This is a genomic window from Coprobacillus sp. AF33-1AC, assembly GCF_003475785.1.
GTDB lineage: Bacteria > Bacillota_I > Bacilli_A > Erysipelotrichales > Coprobacillaceae > Faecalibacillus.
This window is the reverse complement of sequence record NZ_QRQB01000022.1, coordinates 1-17,635: the sequence shown is the minus strand read 5'-3', so window position 1 is coordinate 17,635 and position 17,635 is coordinate 1. Positions and strand designations below refer to the sequence as shown.

The window sequence follows — 17,635 nt, the reverse complement described above, 5'->3', positions numbered from 1 at the left end:
GGCTTATATGAAAGTTAGAGTCAGAGTTCCAGCGACCAGTGCTAACTTAGGACCCGGATTTGATGTGGCTGGATTAGCATTAACGCTATATAATACTTTTACATTTGAGTTAGTTGATGAAGGATTACATATTGTAGGATGTCCAGAACAATTCTGTAATGAAAGTAATATGACTTACCAAGCTTTTAAAGAAGCAGCTAATCATTGTGGATTAGAGTTTAACGGATTACGTATTGAATGTAGTGGCGATGTGCCTTATACAAGAGGTCTTGGAAGTAGTTCGACTTGTATTGTTGCTGGAATTGTTGGTGCCTTTGCTTTTCTTGATAAAGCACAAGATCGTCAAGAGATTCTAGAACTTGCAACAAAGATTGAAGGACATCCTGATAACGTAGCACCTGCTATCTTTGGTGGACTTACAGTATCAGTTATGGAAGAAAATAATGTTTTAACATTAAATATTCCTGTTAAGCATGAATATCGTTTTGTTGCATTAATTCCACCTTTTACTTTATCTACTGAACAATCTCGTAAAGTTTTACCACAAACTTTACCAAGACAAGATGCGATTAAAAATGTATCTCATTTAGCTTTAATGGTTGCATCATTAATCAATGGATATGATGAAGGATTAAAGCTTGGTTTTAAAGATCGTTTACATCAACCTTATCGTGGTGATTTAATCAAAGGGTATCATGAAATTATGGATGCTTTAGAAAAAGATGAAAAGATATTAGGATGTTATCTTTCAGGAGCAGGACCTACTTTAATGGCTGTTATTAAAGAGGAAGATAAAATGGGTGTAGTTCGTTTAAAAGAAGAACTAGGTGATTTACTTACTGATTGGCAAGTTGTTAAACTTGAATTAGATCAACGTGGTTATACTTGTGACTATGAATAAAATAATGCTTGTCAAAAAGTTGACTTTCATGTAAGATTGATTACGTAATGAGGGAGTAGTCGACACGCAAGTGTGGCAAGTCAACATACTGATTGAAAAATCTGGTTTGCATTAAATGATGAGACTCATGTACAGTTTTTTACTGTGCATGGGTCTTTTTTGTAAGGAGAAGGAAAGATGACAATTTTACAATTATTTTTATTAGGGATTGGTTTAGCTATGGATGCTACAGCGGTATCAATTTGTAAAGGATTGAAAATGAAGAAAGTAGATTATCGCTATATGGTGTTGATTGCAGGAGCTTTTGGTATTTTTCAGGCGATTATGCCTCTAGCTGGTTATTATTTAGGATCAACTTTTAGTTCTTATATAACAAGTATTGATCATTGGATTGCTTTTATTTTATTAGGTGTGATTGGTGGTAAAATGATTTTTGAAGCATTTGAAAATGAAGAAGATGATAGTGGAATCAGTTATGATTTAAAAGAAGTTCTACTTTTAGCCATAGCAACAAGTATTGATGCACTGGCTGTAGGAATTACTTTTTCATTTTTACAAGTTAATATTTGGATTGCGATTGCAATTATTGGGATGACTACTTTTGTTTGTTCTGTTATTGGTGTTTTTGTTGGAAATCGTTTTGGTATACGTTATAAAAGTAAGGCTGAAATTGTTGGTGGAATTATCTTGATAGCAATCGGTGTTAAAATACTAGTTGAACATTTAGGTTTATTTTAAGCTGCTTAGCAGCTTTTTTTATTAGTTAATAATTAAGACATGTCTTTACTTTATAATCCTTGTTGTTTAGGATATAATAGCGTTGTTGGAGGAATTTATGGAACAATTTTCAAGAAGTATAAAATTATTAGGTAATGAAAAAATCGAAATATTACAACAAAAGAAAGTTGCTGTTTTTGGCTTAGGTGGCGTTGGCAGTTATGTCGTTGAAGCGTTATGCCGTTTAGGTATTGGTGAACTGGTACTTGTAGATCATGATACTGTAGATATAACGAATTTAAATCGTCAGATTTATGCATTACATTCTACAATCGGTCAAAATAAAGTAGACATTGCCAGGCAAAGATGCCTAGATATTAATCCTCATCTTAAAATAACAACGTATGATCAGTTCTATTTACCTGATCAAGGATTAGAATATATGTTTACTGATTGCGATTATGTTGTTGACGCGATTGATACGGTTAAAGCTAAATTGGCTTTAATAGAGAACTGTGATCATTTAAATATACCTATTATTTCTTCTATGGGAACAGGAAATAAATTAGATCCAAGTCTTTTTGAAATTACGACAATCGAAAAAACAAGTGTTTGTCCACTTGCTAAGGTCATGCGTAGAGAATTAAAAAATAGAGGTATTAAAAAAGTCAATGTTTTATATTCAAAAGAACCAGCTATCAAAACAGGTGATGCCACTCCAGGAAGTGTCAGTTTTGTACCAAGTGTTGCTGGTTTAATGATTGCAGGTTTTGTAGCAAAACAATTAATGGAGGTATAGAAATGGAAGGAATTGTACAATTAGATAAAACAAAAGATTTAGAAAGATGTAAAGGAATCGTTAAAGATATTTTATTAGAAGAAGTGTCAGATGAATTACTTACAATTATTACTAATGAAGTGATGGATACATGTATGTTTATTGGTGGTGATTTTGCTGATGATAATATTAAAGATATTGCTCGTCAATATGTTGTCAAAGGTGGTATTGAAAGAGTAAAGAAAGCATATGGGGTTAACGAATAATGCAACATTATTGTGAAATTCCCACACCTAAAGGAACATTAAGAGGATTTTTTCATAAACCAGCATGTGATCATCATCCAGTATGTTTGATTTTTCATGGTTTTACAGGTCAAAAAACAGGTACTAAATTTTGTTATGTTCAATTATCTAGAATGTTAGAAGCTAAAGGAATTGCCTCTTTTCGCTTTGACTTTTTAGGTAGTGGTGAAAGTGATGGTAACTTTGTTGATATGACTTTTAAAGATGAATTAGCTTGTGCTAGAGTTATTCTTGAAGAAACAATGAAAATGGAAAATTGTACAGAAATTTATGTATTAGGTCATTCAATGGGTGGTGCTGTTGCAAGTGAACTGGCAAAACTTTACCCAAATGTGATTAAAAAGTTAGTATTATGGGCACCGGCATTTAACTTACCTGCAGCTTTAGAATATTTGACAGGACAAGTTGAAAGAAGTGAAAGTTATGATCATAATGGTTATGAGATTTCGGATGCTTTTGTAGAAGATATTTTAAGTCGTGATTTTTATCAAGATTTAGACACTTATCAAAACGACTTACTCATTATTCATGGAACGAAAGATACGACAGTTCCTTATCAAATAAGTGAAAAATACTTAAAACTATTTCATGATCGAACAAAGTTTATTTCGATTGAAAATGGTAATCATAATTTTGATCATTTGCCTGATATTAAGTATGTTTTAAAATCATCTTTAGAATTTTTAGAATAATGTGTGTATACACATTATTTTTTTGTTTATAATTATGTTGCAATACAATATTATATGACATATAATATTGTTGATCAAAGAATAGGAGGATCAAAATGATATTTAATACAGGTGCGGCTTTGTTAGATGCAATTGTTTTAAGTGTTGTAGATCAAGAACAAGAGGGAACATATGGCTATAAAATAACCCAAGATGTAAGGAAAGGGTTAGATGTTTCAGAATCAACACTTTATCCGGTTTTAAGAAGATTGCAAAAGGATGGAAGTTTAGAAACTTATGATCGTCAAATTGATGGTAGAAATAGAAGATATTATCGTATTACGAGTAATGGCAAAGTGACATTACAAATGTATAGAACAGAATGGGAAAAATATACCGATAAGATTAATTCATTATTAAAAGGAGGGGATAATAATGAATAAAGAAAAATTTTTAAAAGAATTAGATTATTTATTGCAAGATATTGATGAGGATGAAAGACAGGATGCACTTAATTATTATCGTGATTATTTTGAAGATGCAGGAAAAGAACATGAACAAGATATTATTGAGGAATTAGGTTCACCTGAAAGAGTTGCAGCTATGATTAAAGGTGGTCTTAATCAATCATTTGAAAAAGGTTTTGAATACAGTGAATCAAGTATTCATAATGATGATTACAATCATAAAAACAATGTTGTAGAAAATACTAAACAAAAAGAAAACTTTAATGAAAGAAATAACAATATTTTAAAATTGATTGTTATTATTTTAGCGGTTGCAGTGCTTTTACCAATTGGAGGGCGCATAGGACATTTATTACTTGCTGCCATAGGAATCTTTGTGGCTTTACTTATGATTGGTTTGTTTGGTACGATTGGACTTTTTGTTGTGACAGTTGTTTGTGTCATAGCAGCTATTAATATGTTTGCTGGTGGATTGATTGGTGGCGGACTTGTTATTTTAGCGATAGGTTTATTACTTGTATCACTTAGTTATATTACATCATCAATGACAATAGGGATGGTTAAATTTTTACCTAAAGCAATTCGTTCAGTTATTGATGCTTGTAGTCAAATTCTACACAAGGTGGTGAAATAAATGAAAGTATATAAGAAATTAGCTGGATGTTTTTTAGTTATTGGAATTATACTAGGTCTAATTGGGATAAGTATGAATGGATTATCTCAGATTAAATTAGATACGCATCATGTTGAAAAATATGCTCGTACTTTTACATTTGGAAAAACATGTGATGTTAATGAAGAAATGGCTATTGATGGAAATAGCGACATTTCAATTGAATTATCAGCAGTTGAAGCGAAAATTGTATATTATGATGGTGCAACTCTTAAAGTTGAAGCTAAAAACGTAAAAAGAGATTATACCTTTGATAATGATGATGGTGATATTGATATTATTTTAGAAGGAAAATCTAATATGACTCATAAACCTAAAGCAACGCTTTATATTCCTCGCCATTATCAATTTAAAGATGCAGATTTAGAAATCAATGCGACAAGTTTAAATATGGAAGGGATTGAATGTAACAACTTATCAATTGAACATAATGCCGGAAGCCTTACTATAAACCAAGTAACATGTCATCAAGGTATGGATGTAGAAAATAATGCTGGAGATGTAGTAATAAATAATATTTTATGTAAGGATTTAGATTTAGATAATAGTGTTGGTTCAATGAAAGTATCAATGGCAGAGAGCAGAGAACATTATACAATTGATAAAGATGGCGATATGAGTTCTATTAATATAGAAGGTGGAAATGGTGTTCATGGAGAAAATAAGATTGAGATTAATTGTGATTTAGGAAATATAGATGTAAGTTTTAAGGAGGTATCTTAATGCAAGAAAAAAGGTTATATCGTACAAAAGATGAAAAGATGATTGCTGGTGTTTGTGGTGGGATTGCAAAATATTTTCAAGTTGATCCATCACTTGTAAGGTTAGCAGTTGTATTATTATGTATGTATGCGGGAACAGGTTTACTTGTTTATTTAATTGCAGCATTCATTATTCCTGAAGAACCAGCGCAATAGTAAAAATATATGATTTTGTCGTATTATTTTGTTGACATTAAGTTTTTGATTTCATATAATTAAAAAGGTTTCATAGGCAAAAACCTTTTTAAGTCCCCGGTAAGGATAAACAAAGGAGAAAAAGAAAAAATGAGACAAACAACAATGGCAAATGCTGCCACAATCGAAAGAAAATGGTATGTAGTTGATGCAGCTGGGCAAACATTAGGTCGTTTAGCTTCAGAAGTTGCTACTGTGTTAAGAGGAAAAAATAAACCTACTTACACACCACACGTTGATACTGGTGATTATGTAATTATTATCAATGCTGAAAAAGTAGTTATGACTGGTAAAAAATTAGATAACGTTAATTATTACCATCATACAGGATGGTTAGGTGGTTTAAAAGTTAAATCAGCTAGACAATTCTTAGAAACTAATCCAACTGGATTTGTTGAAGCAGCAGTAAAAGGTATGTTACCACATAACACATTAGGTAGAAAACAAGGGATGAAATTATTTGTATATGCTGGAGATAAACATCCTCATGCAGCACAAAATCCTGTTGAAATGAAAGTGAAAGGGTAAGAGGTGAAGATAATGGCAAACGTACAATATAGAGGAACTGGAAGAAGAAAATCTTCTGTAGCACGTGTTATCTTAACACCAGGTACAGGTAACTTTGTAATCAATGGACAAGCTGCAAAAGATTATTTACCATCAGATGTATTATTAATGATTGTTAATCAACCATTAGAATTAACTACTACTCAAGACAAATTTGATGTTAGTGTTAATGTTTATGGTGGAGGGTACTCAGGACAAGCTGGTGCAATCCGTCATGGTGTAGCTAGAGCATTATTAGAAGCTGGGGAAGATTATAGACCTCAACTAAAAGCCGCTGGATTCTTAACTCGTGATTCACGTGTTAAAGAACGTAAGAAATACGGTCTTAAAAAAGCTCGTCGTGCTCCACAATTCTCAAAACGTTAGTAATAAATGTTGTGAGAAGATTAGAGAAGTATTTAGACTTTGTGAGAAGCTAATATGCTTCTTTTTTTATTAAGATAATTTATCATAACAAGTGCAACACAATATAAAAAGGCCCACAGAAATTATTATGTTAAAATGTAAGTGACTAAACAAACAATTAACAGGAGGTAATATCTATGAGCTATAAACAGCTTACCATACATGAACGTTGTTATATCTATTAATTTAAAAATTCTCGCATGGGAGTAAGAGCAATTGCAAAAGCTTTACATCGTTCACCAAGTACTATTTCAAGTGAGATAAATAGAAATAAAATTGAATCTGGCAGTAAAGGGCGATTATATATATATTATCCTCATAAGGCACAAGACTTATATGAATCAAGAAAGAAAGAATGTCATAGTAAGACAATTATTGATACTAATGTATTAAATTATATTGAAGAAAAAATAAAATTGCACTGGTCACCTGAACAAATTGCAAACGGAAATGAAAAGGTAATTTGTGTACCTTCAACTTCTACCATTTATAGGATGATTCATAGAAAACAAATTAAGCAAATCACTATGAAACATTTAAAAAGAAAGGATCATTTTAAACGTCCTGCAGAAAAAAGAGAAAATTCAATGATGGTGGAAGAACTATAAAAAACGTCCTAAAGAAGTATACCAACGTAAAGGATTAGGGCTTTGGGAAATCAATACAGTCGAATCTGGAAGAATTAATCGTAAAAGAAAAAATAAATATTGTTTTGTCACATTGTCAAAACATAAATCAAGGTACTGTATAGCGCTATTATTACCTGATAGAAAGGAAGGACATGTGACTTCAGCAATTATCGAAACCATAAAAAATTTTCCTGATGAACTTGTTAAAACCATCACATTTGATAGAGGAAAGGAATTTACAGGTTATGAAAAATATAACAAGAATTAAACTGTAATACATATTTTTGTGACTTATATTATGCGTGGCAAAAAGAAACAAATGAAAATACAAATGGATTGCTTAGAGAATTTTATCCTAAAGGTATGGATCTATCAAAAGTGGATGAAGATGAATTATCCTATTATTTAACCATCATGAATGATTGGCCAAGAAAATGCATTCAATATAAAATACCTAAAGAAATCATGTTTCTTACATTAGGTGTTGCATTTAATTTAACAAATAATCCATATAAATAAATGAACTAAACATATATTATACTTATATTCAAGATAAATATCGAATTTTTCAAGTAAATATATGTTGTGATTTTATTTACGAATGATTATTATTGATATTAGAAAGGGAGGATTGAAATGAATTTAAAAAGGAAATTATTAATAGGTTCTTTGACTTGTTTAATGACAATATCCAATACATGTATTGTACATGCTAAAGAACCTAACATCGGAAGAAATCTTGAACAAAGATTGTTAGAAGTAGTTGAAGATATGCCTAATATTCCCAGTAACTATAAATTAATTGATTGGGAAGACAGAGGAAAAAAATTAACTGAGTTTGTATTTGATCATACTGCTACTAACTTTGATGAAAATACCGAATTTTCAGTAAAAGATAATCGAAAATTTTCAACGATTTATCGTGATGATAAATATGGTGGATATATGATTCCAGCATTTTACGGAGAAAATAGACCTATTGTTGATAGAGAAATTGATGGCAAAATCCATGATGGTGAAGATGATCAAGAATCAATTTCTGTTACGAGTGCACTCATCTCTGCCTCACTATTAGGAATTGATATGAATAAAGAATTACCAGAAGAATTAAAAGGTAAGAGCACAATTGAAAATGGTTATGAAATTAATACATATTTAGATAATGAATTAAAATATTATTGGAATAAAGATGGCGTTATTACGAATGTGCCTAATGGTTCTGATAGTAAATTACAAAACACAAATGTTTCAAACGCATATGGTGATTTCTGGTATTTATTAATCGCTAATCAAAATTTCTTTAGACTATCTGAATTAAATCCTGAATGGCGACCAGAAGAAGTTAAAGAGATTCAAAGATCAATTGCTGATAAAATGGTTGAAATGATTGATGTATTAAAACAAAGAAGCAAAGAGACTGGTAAAGGTTTATTCGATATCCAATGCTTCGATTTTGAAAACATGAAAGCCGTTGAACCTGGATGGAGACAACCTGATGCTGCAACTGGAACAGCAAGTATTCTTTATTATGCTTATAAAATATTTAATGAAGATAAATATTTAACTTATGCCAAAGAATGTATGGATTATTTACAAGACTTAGAATCAAATCCATATTATGAAAATATGCTCATTGATGCTGTATACTTAGCTGCAATGATGAACGCTGAAGTAGGAACAAACTATGATATTTCAAAGTTTTGGAATTGGATTACAACAACTTCTAAGAGTTCTGTAAGAAATTGGGGAAGTGTTAATTATTCACAAGATGGAATAGATGTTTATGGAATGACTGGTGAACCTAATAACGGATATTCATATTTCTTTAATTCTATCTATCCATTAACATCAATTTTACCTGCTGCTAAATATGATCCAAGTTATGCAAGAATGGCAGGTAAATGGGCGATTAATATTGCTAATGCTTCAAAATATTTCTTACCTAGTGAATGGAGCACTGAACATCAGACAGATGGCGAATTTAAAGGTCAATTAGAAGAAAGTGTTTTAGCATATGAATCACTTAGAAAAAATGATAAAGGGAAAAACTTTTATGCAACAGGAGATGCAAAACAAAATGCAACTGGAGGCTGGATGGCCGGAGAAAATACAACAAATTTTGGATTATATGGTGGTTTCTATACTGGTTTCTTAGGTGCATTAGTTAAAGAAACAAATGTTGAAGGTATTTTAAAATTAGATTGCAACAAAACAGATTACTATCAAAATAATATGTATCAAACATATTTATATTACAATCCATTTATGGAAACTAAAGAAGTTGAAATAGATTTAGGAAACAAATATTATGATATATATGATTCTGCTGCTGGAATGTATTTAGCTAAAAATGTTACAGGAAAACAAACATTTAAAATGTTAGCTGATTCCGCACGTGTTATTGTATTAACTGATCCAAATAGTACAGTAGAATATCAAGATAATACAACTTATATTAATAATAAGCTTGTTGCACACTCAGATGCCAAAATACTAGAAGATCAAGGAACTGAACTTATTACAGATATAAGCATCGAAGGACCTGATCAAATTACACAAAGAGGACAAATTGCTAAGTATAATGCTGTTTTAACTCCAAGTGATAATATAATGGATCCAAGAATAATTTGGAGCATTACTGACGAAAATGGACAACCAACTGATAAAGCAGAGATATCAAAAGATGGTGTTGTTACTGTTAAAAAGAATGGTAAAATTAAAGTTATTGCAAATTCAATAGATGGTAGTGGTGTAAAAAGTGAAAAATTAGTTACAATTTCAGGACAAACATTAGCAAGTTTGTCCCAAGGGAAGCCAACTGTTACATCTTCTGTCAATGATAATCATAATGGGAATTTAGCAGTTGATGGTGATGCTACAACACGTTGGAATGCTAATCCAAGTGAAGACCATCCATGGATTTATGTAGATTTGGGAACGACAGCAAAATTAGACTTGATTATTTTAAGTTGGGAAACTGCTCGTCCTCCAAAATATGAACTTCAAGTTTCATCTGATGCACAAGATTGGAGAACAATAGCTACTGTTGATGATGAAGGAAACTCTGAAAAAACTGTAAGATTTGAATTTAACGAAGAACAATCAGAAGGAAGATATGTTCGTATTTATACAAATCAGAAATCTAATTATGGGGCTTCATTATATGAATTTGATGTTTATGGAAAATATAACATTGATGTACCTGTAGGTTCAATTGAGATAAATTCAGAGAATAATGTTGGTACTATTACTACAAAAAACAAACCACTTCAACTATTTGCAACAGTACAACCAGAAAATGCAACTGATAAAAGAGTTGAATGGTTTGTAACGGATGTTGATGGATCTGATACTGATTTGGCAGAGATTACTTCATCAGGAAAATTAATTCCTTTAAAAAATGGTACTGTAAGAGTCACTGCAAAAGCTGTTGATGGAAGCAATAAAGAAGGATGCATGGACATCATATTACAAAATCAAGACAAAGAGAATTTAGCATTAAATAAAAAAGTCTATGTTTCAAACTCTGAAGGTAGTAATCCAGGTCAAAATGCAGTTGACGGAGATACAAACACTCGATGGGCTGCAGGCGTACAAGATGACAATCAATGGATTACAGTTGATTTAGGTGATATATACAATATTAATAAAACTGTTTTATATTGGGAAAATTCATATTTAAGTGAATATAAAATCCAAGGCTCAATGGATAATGTACATTTCCAGGATATTTACGTTCAAAATAATAGTAAAGGTGAAGTAGAAGAGATCGTCTTTGATGATACACCAACTAGATACGTAAGAATTCAAAGTATAAAAAGAGGTACAAATTATGGACCTTCTCTCTGGGAATTCCAATTATATGGAACATTATATGAAAAAACATATGTACAAGATATTGAAATTAGAACAGAAACTGGAAAAAATGAAATTAATACGAAAAACAAGCCATTGCAAATGAGTGCAATTATAAATCCTGATGATGCAACTGTTAAAACTGTAGAATGGTCTGTCTACAATAAAGATGGTAGTGAAACAGATTTAGCAACAATTACTGCTGATGGTAAACTTATTCCTAAAGAAAATGGAATTGTTAAAGTTGTTGCAAAAGCAACAGATGGAAGTCAAGTTGAAAAGAGTATTGAAATTAAAATAACTGGTCAAGATGCACAAAATATTGCTTTAAACAAAAATATAACTGCTACATCTGAAGATGGAGGTAATCAGGCAATAGATGCTATTGATGCAAACTACATCTCACGTTGGGCATCAAATGCAAACAACGATGAATCTATAACTATAGATTTAGGAAGCTTATACTATGTCAATCAAGTTTCTTTAGCTTGGGAAGATGCTTATGGTAAAGAATATAAGATTGAAGGATCACTAGATGGTAACGAATTTTTTGAGATTCAACATGTTACTGATGGTGATGGAGAGATAGACAATATTTATTTTGATAGCAAACTTTTACGTTATGTAAGAATGCAAGGAATTGAAAGAGCTACTCAATATGGATATTCTATTTATGAATTTGAAGTTTATGGAAAAGCTTTAAAAGAAGATTTACGTATTTTATATGATGCAGTCAAAGATACTGATGAAGCATTATATACACCAAAAAGCTTTGAAGCATTTAAAAAAGCTTTAGATACAGCAAAAGCTGTATTAGAAAAAGAAGAAGTCACTGAACAAGAAGTTAAAGAAGCTTATGATGCTTTAACATCAGCTAATGAACAATTGCAATATAAAGCTGATAAAACATATTTAAAAACGCAATTGGATAAAGCTCATACTTTAAAAGAATCTGAATATACACCAAATAGCTATGCTCAGTTTAAAAAAGTATTGTCCAATGCACAAAAAGTCTATGATAATGAAAATGCCACTCAAGAAGAAGTGCAAGAAGTAGAAAAAACATTGAAAGATGCCATTGAAAAGCTTGTTTTAAAAGCTAATAAAACAGAGTTAGGAGAACTAATCAAGAAAGCTAAAGGACTCAACTCTAAAGATTATACTCCTGAAACTTTCAAGACATTGAATGAAGCACTTATCGAAGCTCAAAAAACTTACGATAATGAAAAGGCTACTCAAGAAGACGTTCAAAAGTCATATGTACAACTCAAAGATGCTTATGATGGTTTAAAGAAAGTTGAAGTTAATGAGTCTGGTAACCCTGCAATACCTTCCAATCCAAATGACTCAAACAAACCACTAAAACCTTCTGACTCTATTCAAACTGATAGTGAAAACCGTAATGTCAATGGAGATACAGTGGATACAAGTGATTCTTCAATCATTATCCCTGGTATAATTGCTATTGCAATTTCTGGACTTGTAATTCTAAAATTAAAAAGAAATAAAAAGGCATTTCTTAAAAATAAAGTATAAATAAAAAAATCACTTGTTAAAATTTAAATTTGGTTACTTTTGAACGATTGGCTTTTATGATATCTTGAAATTTCACATGTAGATTCTAAATTATTTTAAGATTCATATATTATGATTTTAAAAAATTAAAAATTATTACATTGTATTGATAAAACGGTCTAATCATCTTTAGAAGGGGTCTAACCTAAAAAGCTTTTAATTCATAGTGGAGTATTTTGGTAATTTAAATAATCATAAGGTGGATTTGAAAAATCTTTAAATTTATTTATAGTTATTTGCCAGAAATTTATAAAATTATTATATGGTTTTAAAAAAGTGAATCAGATAATTGATTCACTTTTTGCTCGCTTTTTTTGTGTTGTATTTTCCTCATTCTTTTCCTTTTCCTCTTACAGAAAACACATCCAATATTTTTTCGTTGTATGTTTCTAATCTGTTGAGTATGTACATTGCCCTATTTCTAAATCTTTTGAAATTGGAATATCCATTAGCTAATTCTAAAATAATATGAATATATTTGTTTCTTCCTTCTATTGGACCATTAGATAATTTCCTGTTATCATATTTTATGAATGAATTGATAATTTCTTTCTTCCAGGATTCTAGAGTGTTTCCTAATTTTTGCAAACCAACAATCGTACTGAGTTTATTGATATTGTCAATCGGGGATGCGGATATTTTTTTGACTAATTTAATACTTTAAACCCAGTAATCTTCTCTTCGATAATCTTTTGGACTTTTATATTCTAGAGAGCTTTTAATCCTCTTGGAATTATACCACATGATATATTCATTTAACTGTTTCATGAATTCTTCAGTTGATATATTTCTCCAGTCTCTATGATAATAGAATTCGTTTTTCAATCTGCCAAAAAAACCTTCACAATGCTGAGTTATCTGGTGAACATCCTTTTTGGACATTAATCTTATTAGTGAATTTTCTTCCATAAGTTTTATCCATTCTAGCCATCGGTAGTGTGCTCCTCTATCCGAATTATATCGAATTCAGTATAATAGTGATAGAGGAGTCCAGTTTACATCAAAATCATATTATAATCTAACAGTTGGAATGATATCTAGTTATTCAAAAAAAGGAAATCTATGGGATAATGCCTGCATAGAATCATTTCACTCATTAATTAAACGAGAATGGTTAAATAGGCAAAAAATAGAGAATTGGAATCATGCATATCGACTCTTATTTGAATATATAGAAGGTTTCTACAACACTGTTTGAAAAGACTCACATTGTGATTACCTGTCACCAAATGAATATGAGCAAAAATATTACTGGAATAATTAAATTCTTCCATTTAAGTTGTCCGAAATCTTGCCATAGTACCAAATTCAATGATGGTGAAAGAACTATAAAAAACGTCCTAAAGAAGTATATCGACGTAAAGAATTAGGACATTGTAAAGCTTATACTGTTGAATCCAGAAAAATTGATCATAAAAGAAAAAGTAAATATTGTTTTATCACATTAACCAAGCGTAAATCAAGGTACTATATAGCGCTATTATTACCTGATAGAAAGGAAAAACATGTAAGTTCAGCAATTATCGAACCCTTAAAAAATTTTCCTGATGAACTCGTTAAAACCATCACATTTGATAGAGGAAAGGAATTTTCGGGTTGTGAAAAAATAGAGCAACAATTAGACTGTAATAGATATTTTTGTGACTCATATTGTGCATGGCAAAAAGGGATGAATGAAAATACAAATGGTTTCCTTAGAGAATTTTATTCTAAAGGTATGGATTTATCAAAAGTGGATGAAAATGAATTGTCCTATTATTTAACCATCATGAATTATCGACCAAGAAAATGTCTTAAATATAACACCTAATGTAAGTTATATTTAATTTGACAAATTATCTTTAAAAAAAGAATATACTCTAAACCATGACAGAAGAAACATTTATTTTCTTCATGTATAAAATGTTTGATGATATTGATTAAAACCCCACTATAAAAACAATGTATAAACTTTAAAAAATCATCATTGCTTTTACAATAATAATTTTGAATTAATTAGTCTAATCCTCTTTCTTGATTATATTTTCTTTTTAATGTTATAATAATAAATAGGATGTGATAAGATGAGTAAAACAACGATGAAAGATATAGCAAAAAAATTAAATATCTCTATTAATGCTGTTTCACTTGCATTGAATGATAAAGATGGTGTTTCTCAAGAATTGAGAATGCAGATTCTGGAATTAGCAGTCACAATGGGATATTCACAAAAAAAATTAAACGCGAAAACAATACTGAAAAATAAAACTATCTGCGTTATGATTGAAAATAAGAAGAAAAATGATAAATATTATTATTTGGATATACTCAAAAACTTAAAAAAGGAAGCTAATATCTTTGGATATCGTATTTTAGAGGAATATTATTCACTTGATAATTTTATCATACCTAAATGTATCAGTGAACAACATATTGCTGGAATTATTTTATTAGGAAAAATATCACAAGAAATCATATATCAGCTCAAACTGTATACTCAACACATTCTTTGTATCAATCATTCTATTCCTTATATGAATATAGATTATATTATTACAAATGATTTTTTAGGTGGTTATTTAAGTTGTAATTATTTAATAAAAAAAGGTTGTAGGAACATTGGGTTTATTGGTGACATTGAAAAATCACCTAATTTTAAACAACGATTCTATGGATATAAACAATGTATGATTAATCACTTTTATCCTAAAAAATATGAACTTATATATTTAACAAAAGGTATTGAACAAGCTGTTTTAAATAATGATTATCAGTATATTCAAAAGATGCTATTAACTTATAGGAAAATGCCTGAAGCTTTTGTTTGTGTGAATGATCGTAATGCTGCAGTGGTCATAAAAGCTTTGCAGTACAATGGATATAAAGTTCCTCAAAATATTAAAATCATTGGCTTTGATAACATGGAATTTTCTTCTCGTATAACTCCATCACTTTCTACATTAGAAGTTAATAGGCAAATCATCGCAAAAAAATCTATAAAAAGAATTCATGAAATGATTTATGAAAATACAATTCCTGAAACAATCATGTTATCACCATGTATAATTGAAAGGCAATCAACACAATAATAGAGTAGAGGAAAGAACTTAATCTTCACCTCTCTCATTACTCCATACGTACTGGTCTCGTATACGGTTCTACATTTATATGTTAATCCAACCTATCTTAGGAAGTATTCTAGAGGATTGAGCAAGTTTAGGTACTTCTTTTTTTTTTTAGAATTAAGAGTATAATAGTGATAATTCATATTGAAAGGAGTATTTGAGTGTGGTGGAGAATAATTTGTTAAACAATGAAGTATTGGTAAAAGAAATCACTAGTATTATCACAAATGCTAGAAATAATGTTATTTAAAATGTAAATAATGAGTTAATTAATGCATATTGGAATATAGGGCGTATCATAGTTGAGAATGAGTTAAAATCCGGGCGTGGTAAATATGGAAAAAAGCATTTACTTATCCTATCAAAAACTCTTACAAATAAATTTGGAAAAGGGTTTTCCTGAGCGAATCTTCAAACTATGAAATTGCTTTATTTGAAATATCCAAATTGCAAAAACACTGTCTAGCAAATTAAGTTGGTCACATTATTGTGAATTGTTGTATATTGCAGATGACGATAAACGAAATTTCTATGAAAAAGAAGCAATAAATGCAAATTGGTCTGTAAGAGAATTAAAGAGACAGATTAGCGTTTCGTTATTTGAAAGATTATTGTTGTCAAATGGTGATGCAAATAAAAAGAATGTTTTTGAATTAGCGTTGAAAGGAAATGAAATTGCTAAACCGGAAGATATAGTAAAAGATCCATATGTTTTTGAATTTCTTGGACTTCCAGAATATAAACCGATGATGGAATATGATTTAGAAGAAGCACTTGTTAGGCAAATCGAAAAATTCTTTTTGGAAATAGGAAAAGGATTTATGTTTGTGGGAACAAGCAAAGAGTCACGTTTGGAAATACGCATTATTATGTGGATATGGTTTTTTATAATAAGATTCTAAAATCATATGTATTAATTGAATTAAAGACAATTAAATTGATGCCTGAAGTAGTTGGTCAACTTAATATGTATTTGAATTATTATGCAGCAGAGATTAACGATGAAAATGATAATCCTCCAATTAGGTTGATTTTATGTACTGATAAAGGTAATGTGGATATGCAGTATGCATTAGGGGGCTTAAGTAATAATATTTTTGCTTCAAAATATGTAACATATGTGCCTGATAAGGAACAATTAATTGCTCAAGTTGAAGCTGTATTATCTTTCAATGATAATAAGGAAGAATTGATTTAAGATGTTTTGTGTTGCATTGGCAATGCAACAAGTAAGCGACAAAATGGCTTTAAAACCCTTATTTTATAAGGTTTCGGAGTTCTCAAAACGTTAATTTATACGTTTATTCAGAGAAATTCAAAAAACTCAAGTCGATATTTCGATTTGGGTTTTTTTGTAAAATGAAAATGAGTACAATGTTTATTGTGTTTTGAAATGAACTTGCATATTAAAATATGAAATGCTATAATTTGGTTGCAAATCAGAAAACAATTGCATCAAAACGAAAAGGTAAGGATGAGTAAGATCCTTACCTTTTCTAACTTTTAGAGTGGTCTAACACTAGGCTAGTTATCGCTTAAATCTTTTGTCTAACCATTTGCATATGTAGTAAACTAAAACACCTGCCATGACAGATACAACTAAATCAGAAAACAATTAACATCACCTCCTTTCAGGGAGGACGATAACAAACTAATTATATCAAATATTGTCGATAAAGAATATAAGATAGAAAGTTATTATAAAATTTAAGATAATAAAAAAGAAGGAACATGTCCTTCTATACTTTAACGCCCTACACTTATGGCGGTAGGAGCCGTACTGTTCGGTAATAATTACCTTTAAATAAATTATATGTAATTGACTTCGTGTGTCAAGATTGATAAGAAAACGATAATATTATTTTCAATTTAGATTCTTATAAGATATCTAGAAAAGTATTTGGACTTTGTATGAAGTTTGGGTACTTCGTTTTTGTGGTGAAGGGGTATAATGTGATTAAAATAGAAAAAGATTAGGGAATGATTATGGATAGGTTACACTTTATTGGACAATTCTAAAGAGAACTGTTTA

General features: G+C 30.2%; 17 protein-coding genes and 4 pseudogenes. 19 read left to right on the top strand and 2 right to left on the bottom strand.

All coding sequences use genetic code 11. The annotated features are described in order from the left end of the window. Positions 1-7 precede the first annotated feature (7 nt). The 14 genes from thrB to DWZ53_RS11205 all read left to right on the top strand — a co-directional run bounded on the left by thrB (position 8) and on the right by DWZ53_RS11205 (position 12,460). Complete coding sequence (gene thrB, locus DWZ53_RS08455) at positions 8-901, top strand: homoserine kinase (RefSeq protein WP_118433463.1); 894 nt, start codon at positions 8-10, stop codon at positions 899-901. 177 nt (positions 902-1,078) lie between these two features. Next, the gene (locus tag DWZ53_RS08450; protein ID WP_118433461.1) at positions 1,079-1,639 is read left to right on the top strand and encodes a manganese efflux pump MntP family protein; all 561 of its coding nucleotides are present in this window, start codon (positions 1,079-1,081) and stop codon (positions 1,637-1,639) included. 97 nt (positions 1,640-1,736) lie between these two features. Further along, complete coding sequence (locus tag DWZ53_RS08445) at positions 1,737-2,417, top strand: ThiF family adenylyltransferase (protein ID WP_118433459.1); 681 nt, start codon at positions 1,737-1,739, stop codon at positions 2,415-2,417. 2 nt (positions 2,418-2,419) lie between these two features. Further along, positions 2,420-2,662: a hypothetical protein gene (locus DWZ53_RS08440; protein ID WP_118433457.1), complete on the top strand. Its 243-nt coding sequence runs from the start codon at positions 2,420-2,422 to the stop codon at positions 2,660-2,662. Beyond that, positions 2,662-3,393 (top strand): alpha/beta hydrolase, encoded by a 732-nt coding sequence (locus tag DWZ53_RS08435; RefSeq protein ID WP_118433455.1) that lies wholly within the window; start codon positions 2,662-2,664, stop codon positions 3,391-3,393. Before DWZ53_RS08440 ends, DWZ53_RS08435 begins: the two co-directional genes overlap by 1 nt. Positions 3,394-3,488: 95 nt before the next feature. After that, a complete protein-coding gene (locus DWZ53_RS08430; protein ID WP_118433453.1) occupies positions 3,489-3,815 on the top strand; it encodes a PadR family transcriptional regulator in 327 nt (108 codons plus the stop codon). Further along, entirely contained in the window at positions 3,808-4,473 is a 666-nt protein-coding gene (locus DWZ53_RS08425; protein ID WP_118433451.1) for a DUF1700 domain-containing protein, read from the top strand. Before DWZ53_RS08430 ends, DWZ53_RS08425 begins: the two co-directional genes overlap by 8 nt. Continuing rightward, on the top strand, positions 4,474-5,235 hold the full coding sequence (locus DWZ53_RS08420; RefSeq protein ID WP_118433449.1) for a DUF4097 family beta strand repeat-containing protein: 762 nt from the start codon (positions 4,474-4,476) through the stop codon (positions 5,233-5,235). Beyond that, positions 5,235-5,429, top strand: coding sequence for a PspC domain-containing protein (locus DWZ53_RS08415; protein ID WP_118433447.1), 195 nt, complete (start codon positions 5,235-5,237; stop codon positions 5,427-5,429). The genes DWZ53_RS08420 and DWZ53_RS08415 overlap by 1 nt, the downstream gene beginning before the upstream one ends. 129 nt (positions 5,430-5,558) lie before the next feature. After that, on the top strand, positions 5,559-5,996 hold the full coding sequence (gene rplM / locus DWZ53_RS08410) for a 50S ribosomal protein L13 (protein WP_118433445.1): 438 nt from the start codon (positions 5,559-5,561) through the stop codon (positions 5,994-5,996). Between the two features lie 12 nt (positions 5,997-6,008). Beyond that, entirely contained in the window at positions 6,009-6,401 is a 393-nt protein-coding gene (gene rpsI, locus DWZ53_RS08405; protein ID WP_118433443.1) for a 30S ribosomal protein S9, read from the top strand. 239 nt (positions 6,402-6,640) lie between these two features. Then, positions 6,641-7,048, top strand: coding sequence for a helix-turn-helix domain-containing protein (locus tag DWZ53_RS11215; protein ID WP_199589163.1), 408 nt, complete (start codon positions 6,641-6,643; stop codon positions 7,046-7,048). 399 nt (positions 7,049-7,447) lie between these two features. Then, entirely contained in the window at positions 7,448-7,588 is a 141-nt protein-coding gene (locus DWZ53_RS11210) for a hypothetical protein (protein WP_233541868.1), read from the top strand. Positions 7,589-7,705: 117 nt separating this feature from the next. Next, positions 7,706-12,460, top strand: a complete 4,755-nt coding sequence (locus DWZ53_RS11205; RefSeq protein ID WP_199589159.1) for a discoidin domain-containing protein — start codon at positions 7,706-7,708, stop codon at positions 12,458-12,460. Positions 12,461-12,829: 369 nt separating this feature from the next. Here DWZ53_RS11205 and DWZ53_RS11530 read toward each other — a convergent pair whose 3' ends face one another. Together DWZ53_RS11530 and DWZ53_RS11525 are read right to left on the bottom strand one after the other, a co-directional pair. Beyond that, positions 12,830-13,096: a transposase gene (locus DWZ53_RS11530; protein WP_369831770.1), complete on the bottom strand. Its 267-nt coding sequence runs from the start codon at positions 13,094-13,096 to the stop codon at positions 12,830-12,832. Between the two features lie 63 nt (positions 13,097-13,159). Next, positions 13,160-13,456: pseudogene (locus tag DWZ53_RS11525) on the bottom strand (IS3 family transposase); the annotation flags it as partial. A 73-nt stretch (positions 13,457-13,529) separates the two neighbouring features. Between DWZ53_RS11525 and DWZ53_RS11520 the strand changes: the two are divergent. The 5 genes and pseudogenes from DWZ53_RS11520 to DWZ53_RS11510 all read left to right on the top strand — a co-directional run bounded on the left by DWZ53_RS11520 (position 13,530) and on the right by DWZ53_RS11510 (position 16,801). Further along, a complete protein-coding gene (locus DWZ53_RS11520; protein WP_118433437.1) occupies positions 13,530-13,697 on the top strand; it encodes an integrase core domain-containing protein in 168 nt (55 codons plus the stop codon). Positions 13,698-13,886: 189 nt separating this feature from the next. Continuing rightward, a pseudogene (locus tag DWZ53_RS11515) lies at positions 13,887-14,309 on the top strand (IS30 family transposase); the annotation flags it as partial. Between the two features lie 253 nt (positions 14,310-14,562). Then, positions 14,563-15,567, top strand: a complete 1,005-nt coding sequence (locus DWZ53_RS08350; protein ID WP_118433433.1) for a LacI family DNA-binding transcriptional regulator — start codon at positions 14,563-14,565, stop codon at positions 15,565-15,567. A gap of 298 nt (positions 15,568-15,865) precedes the next feature. Continuing rightward, positions 15,866-16,006: pseudogene (locus DWZ53_RS11440) on the top strand (DUF1016 N-terminal domain-containing protein); the annotation flags it as partial. A gap of 91 nt (positions 16,007-16,097) precedes the next feature. After that, positions 16,098-16,801 (top strand): annotated as a pseudogene (locus DWZ53_RS11510) (PDDEXK nuclease domain-containing protein). Positions 16,802-17,635: the final 834 nt, after the last annotated feature.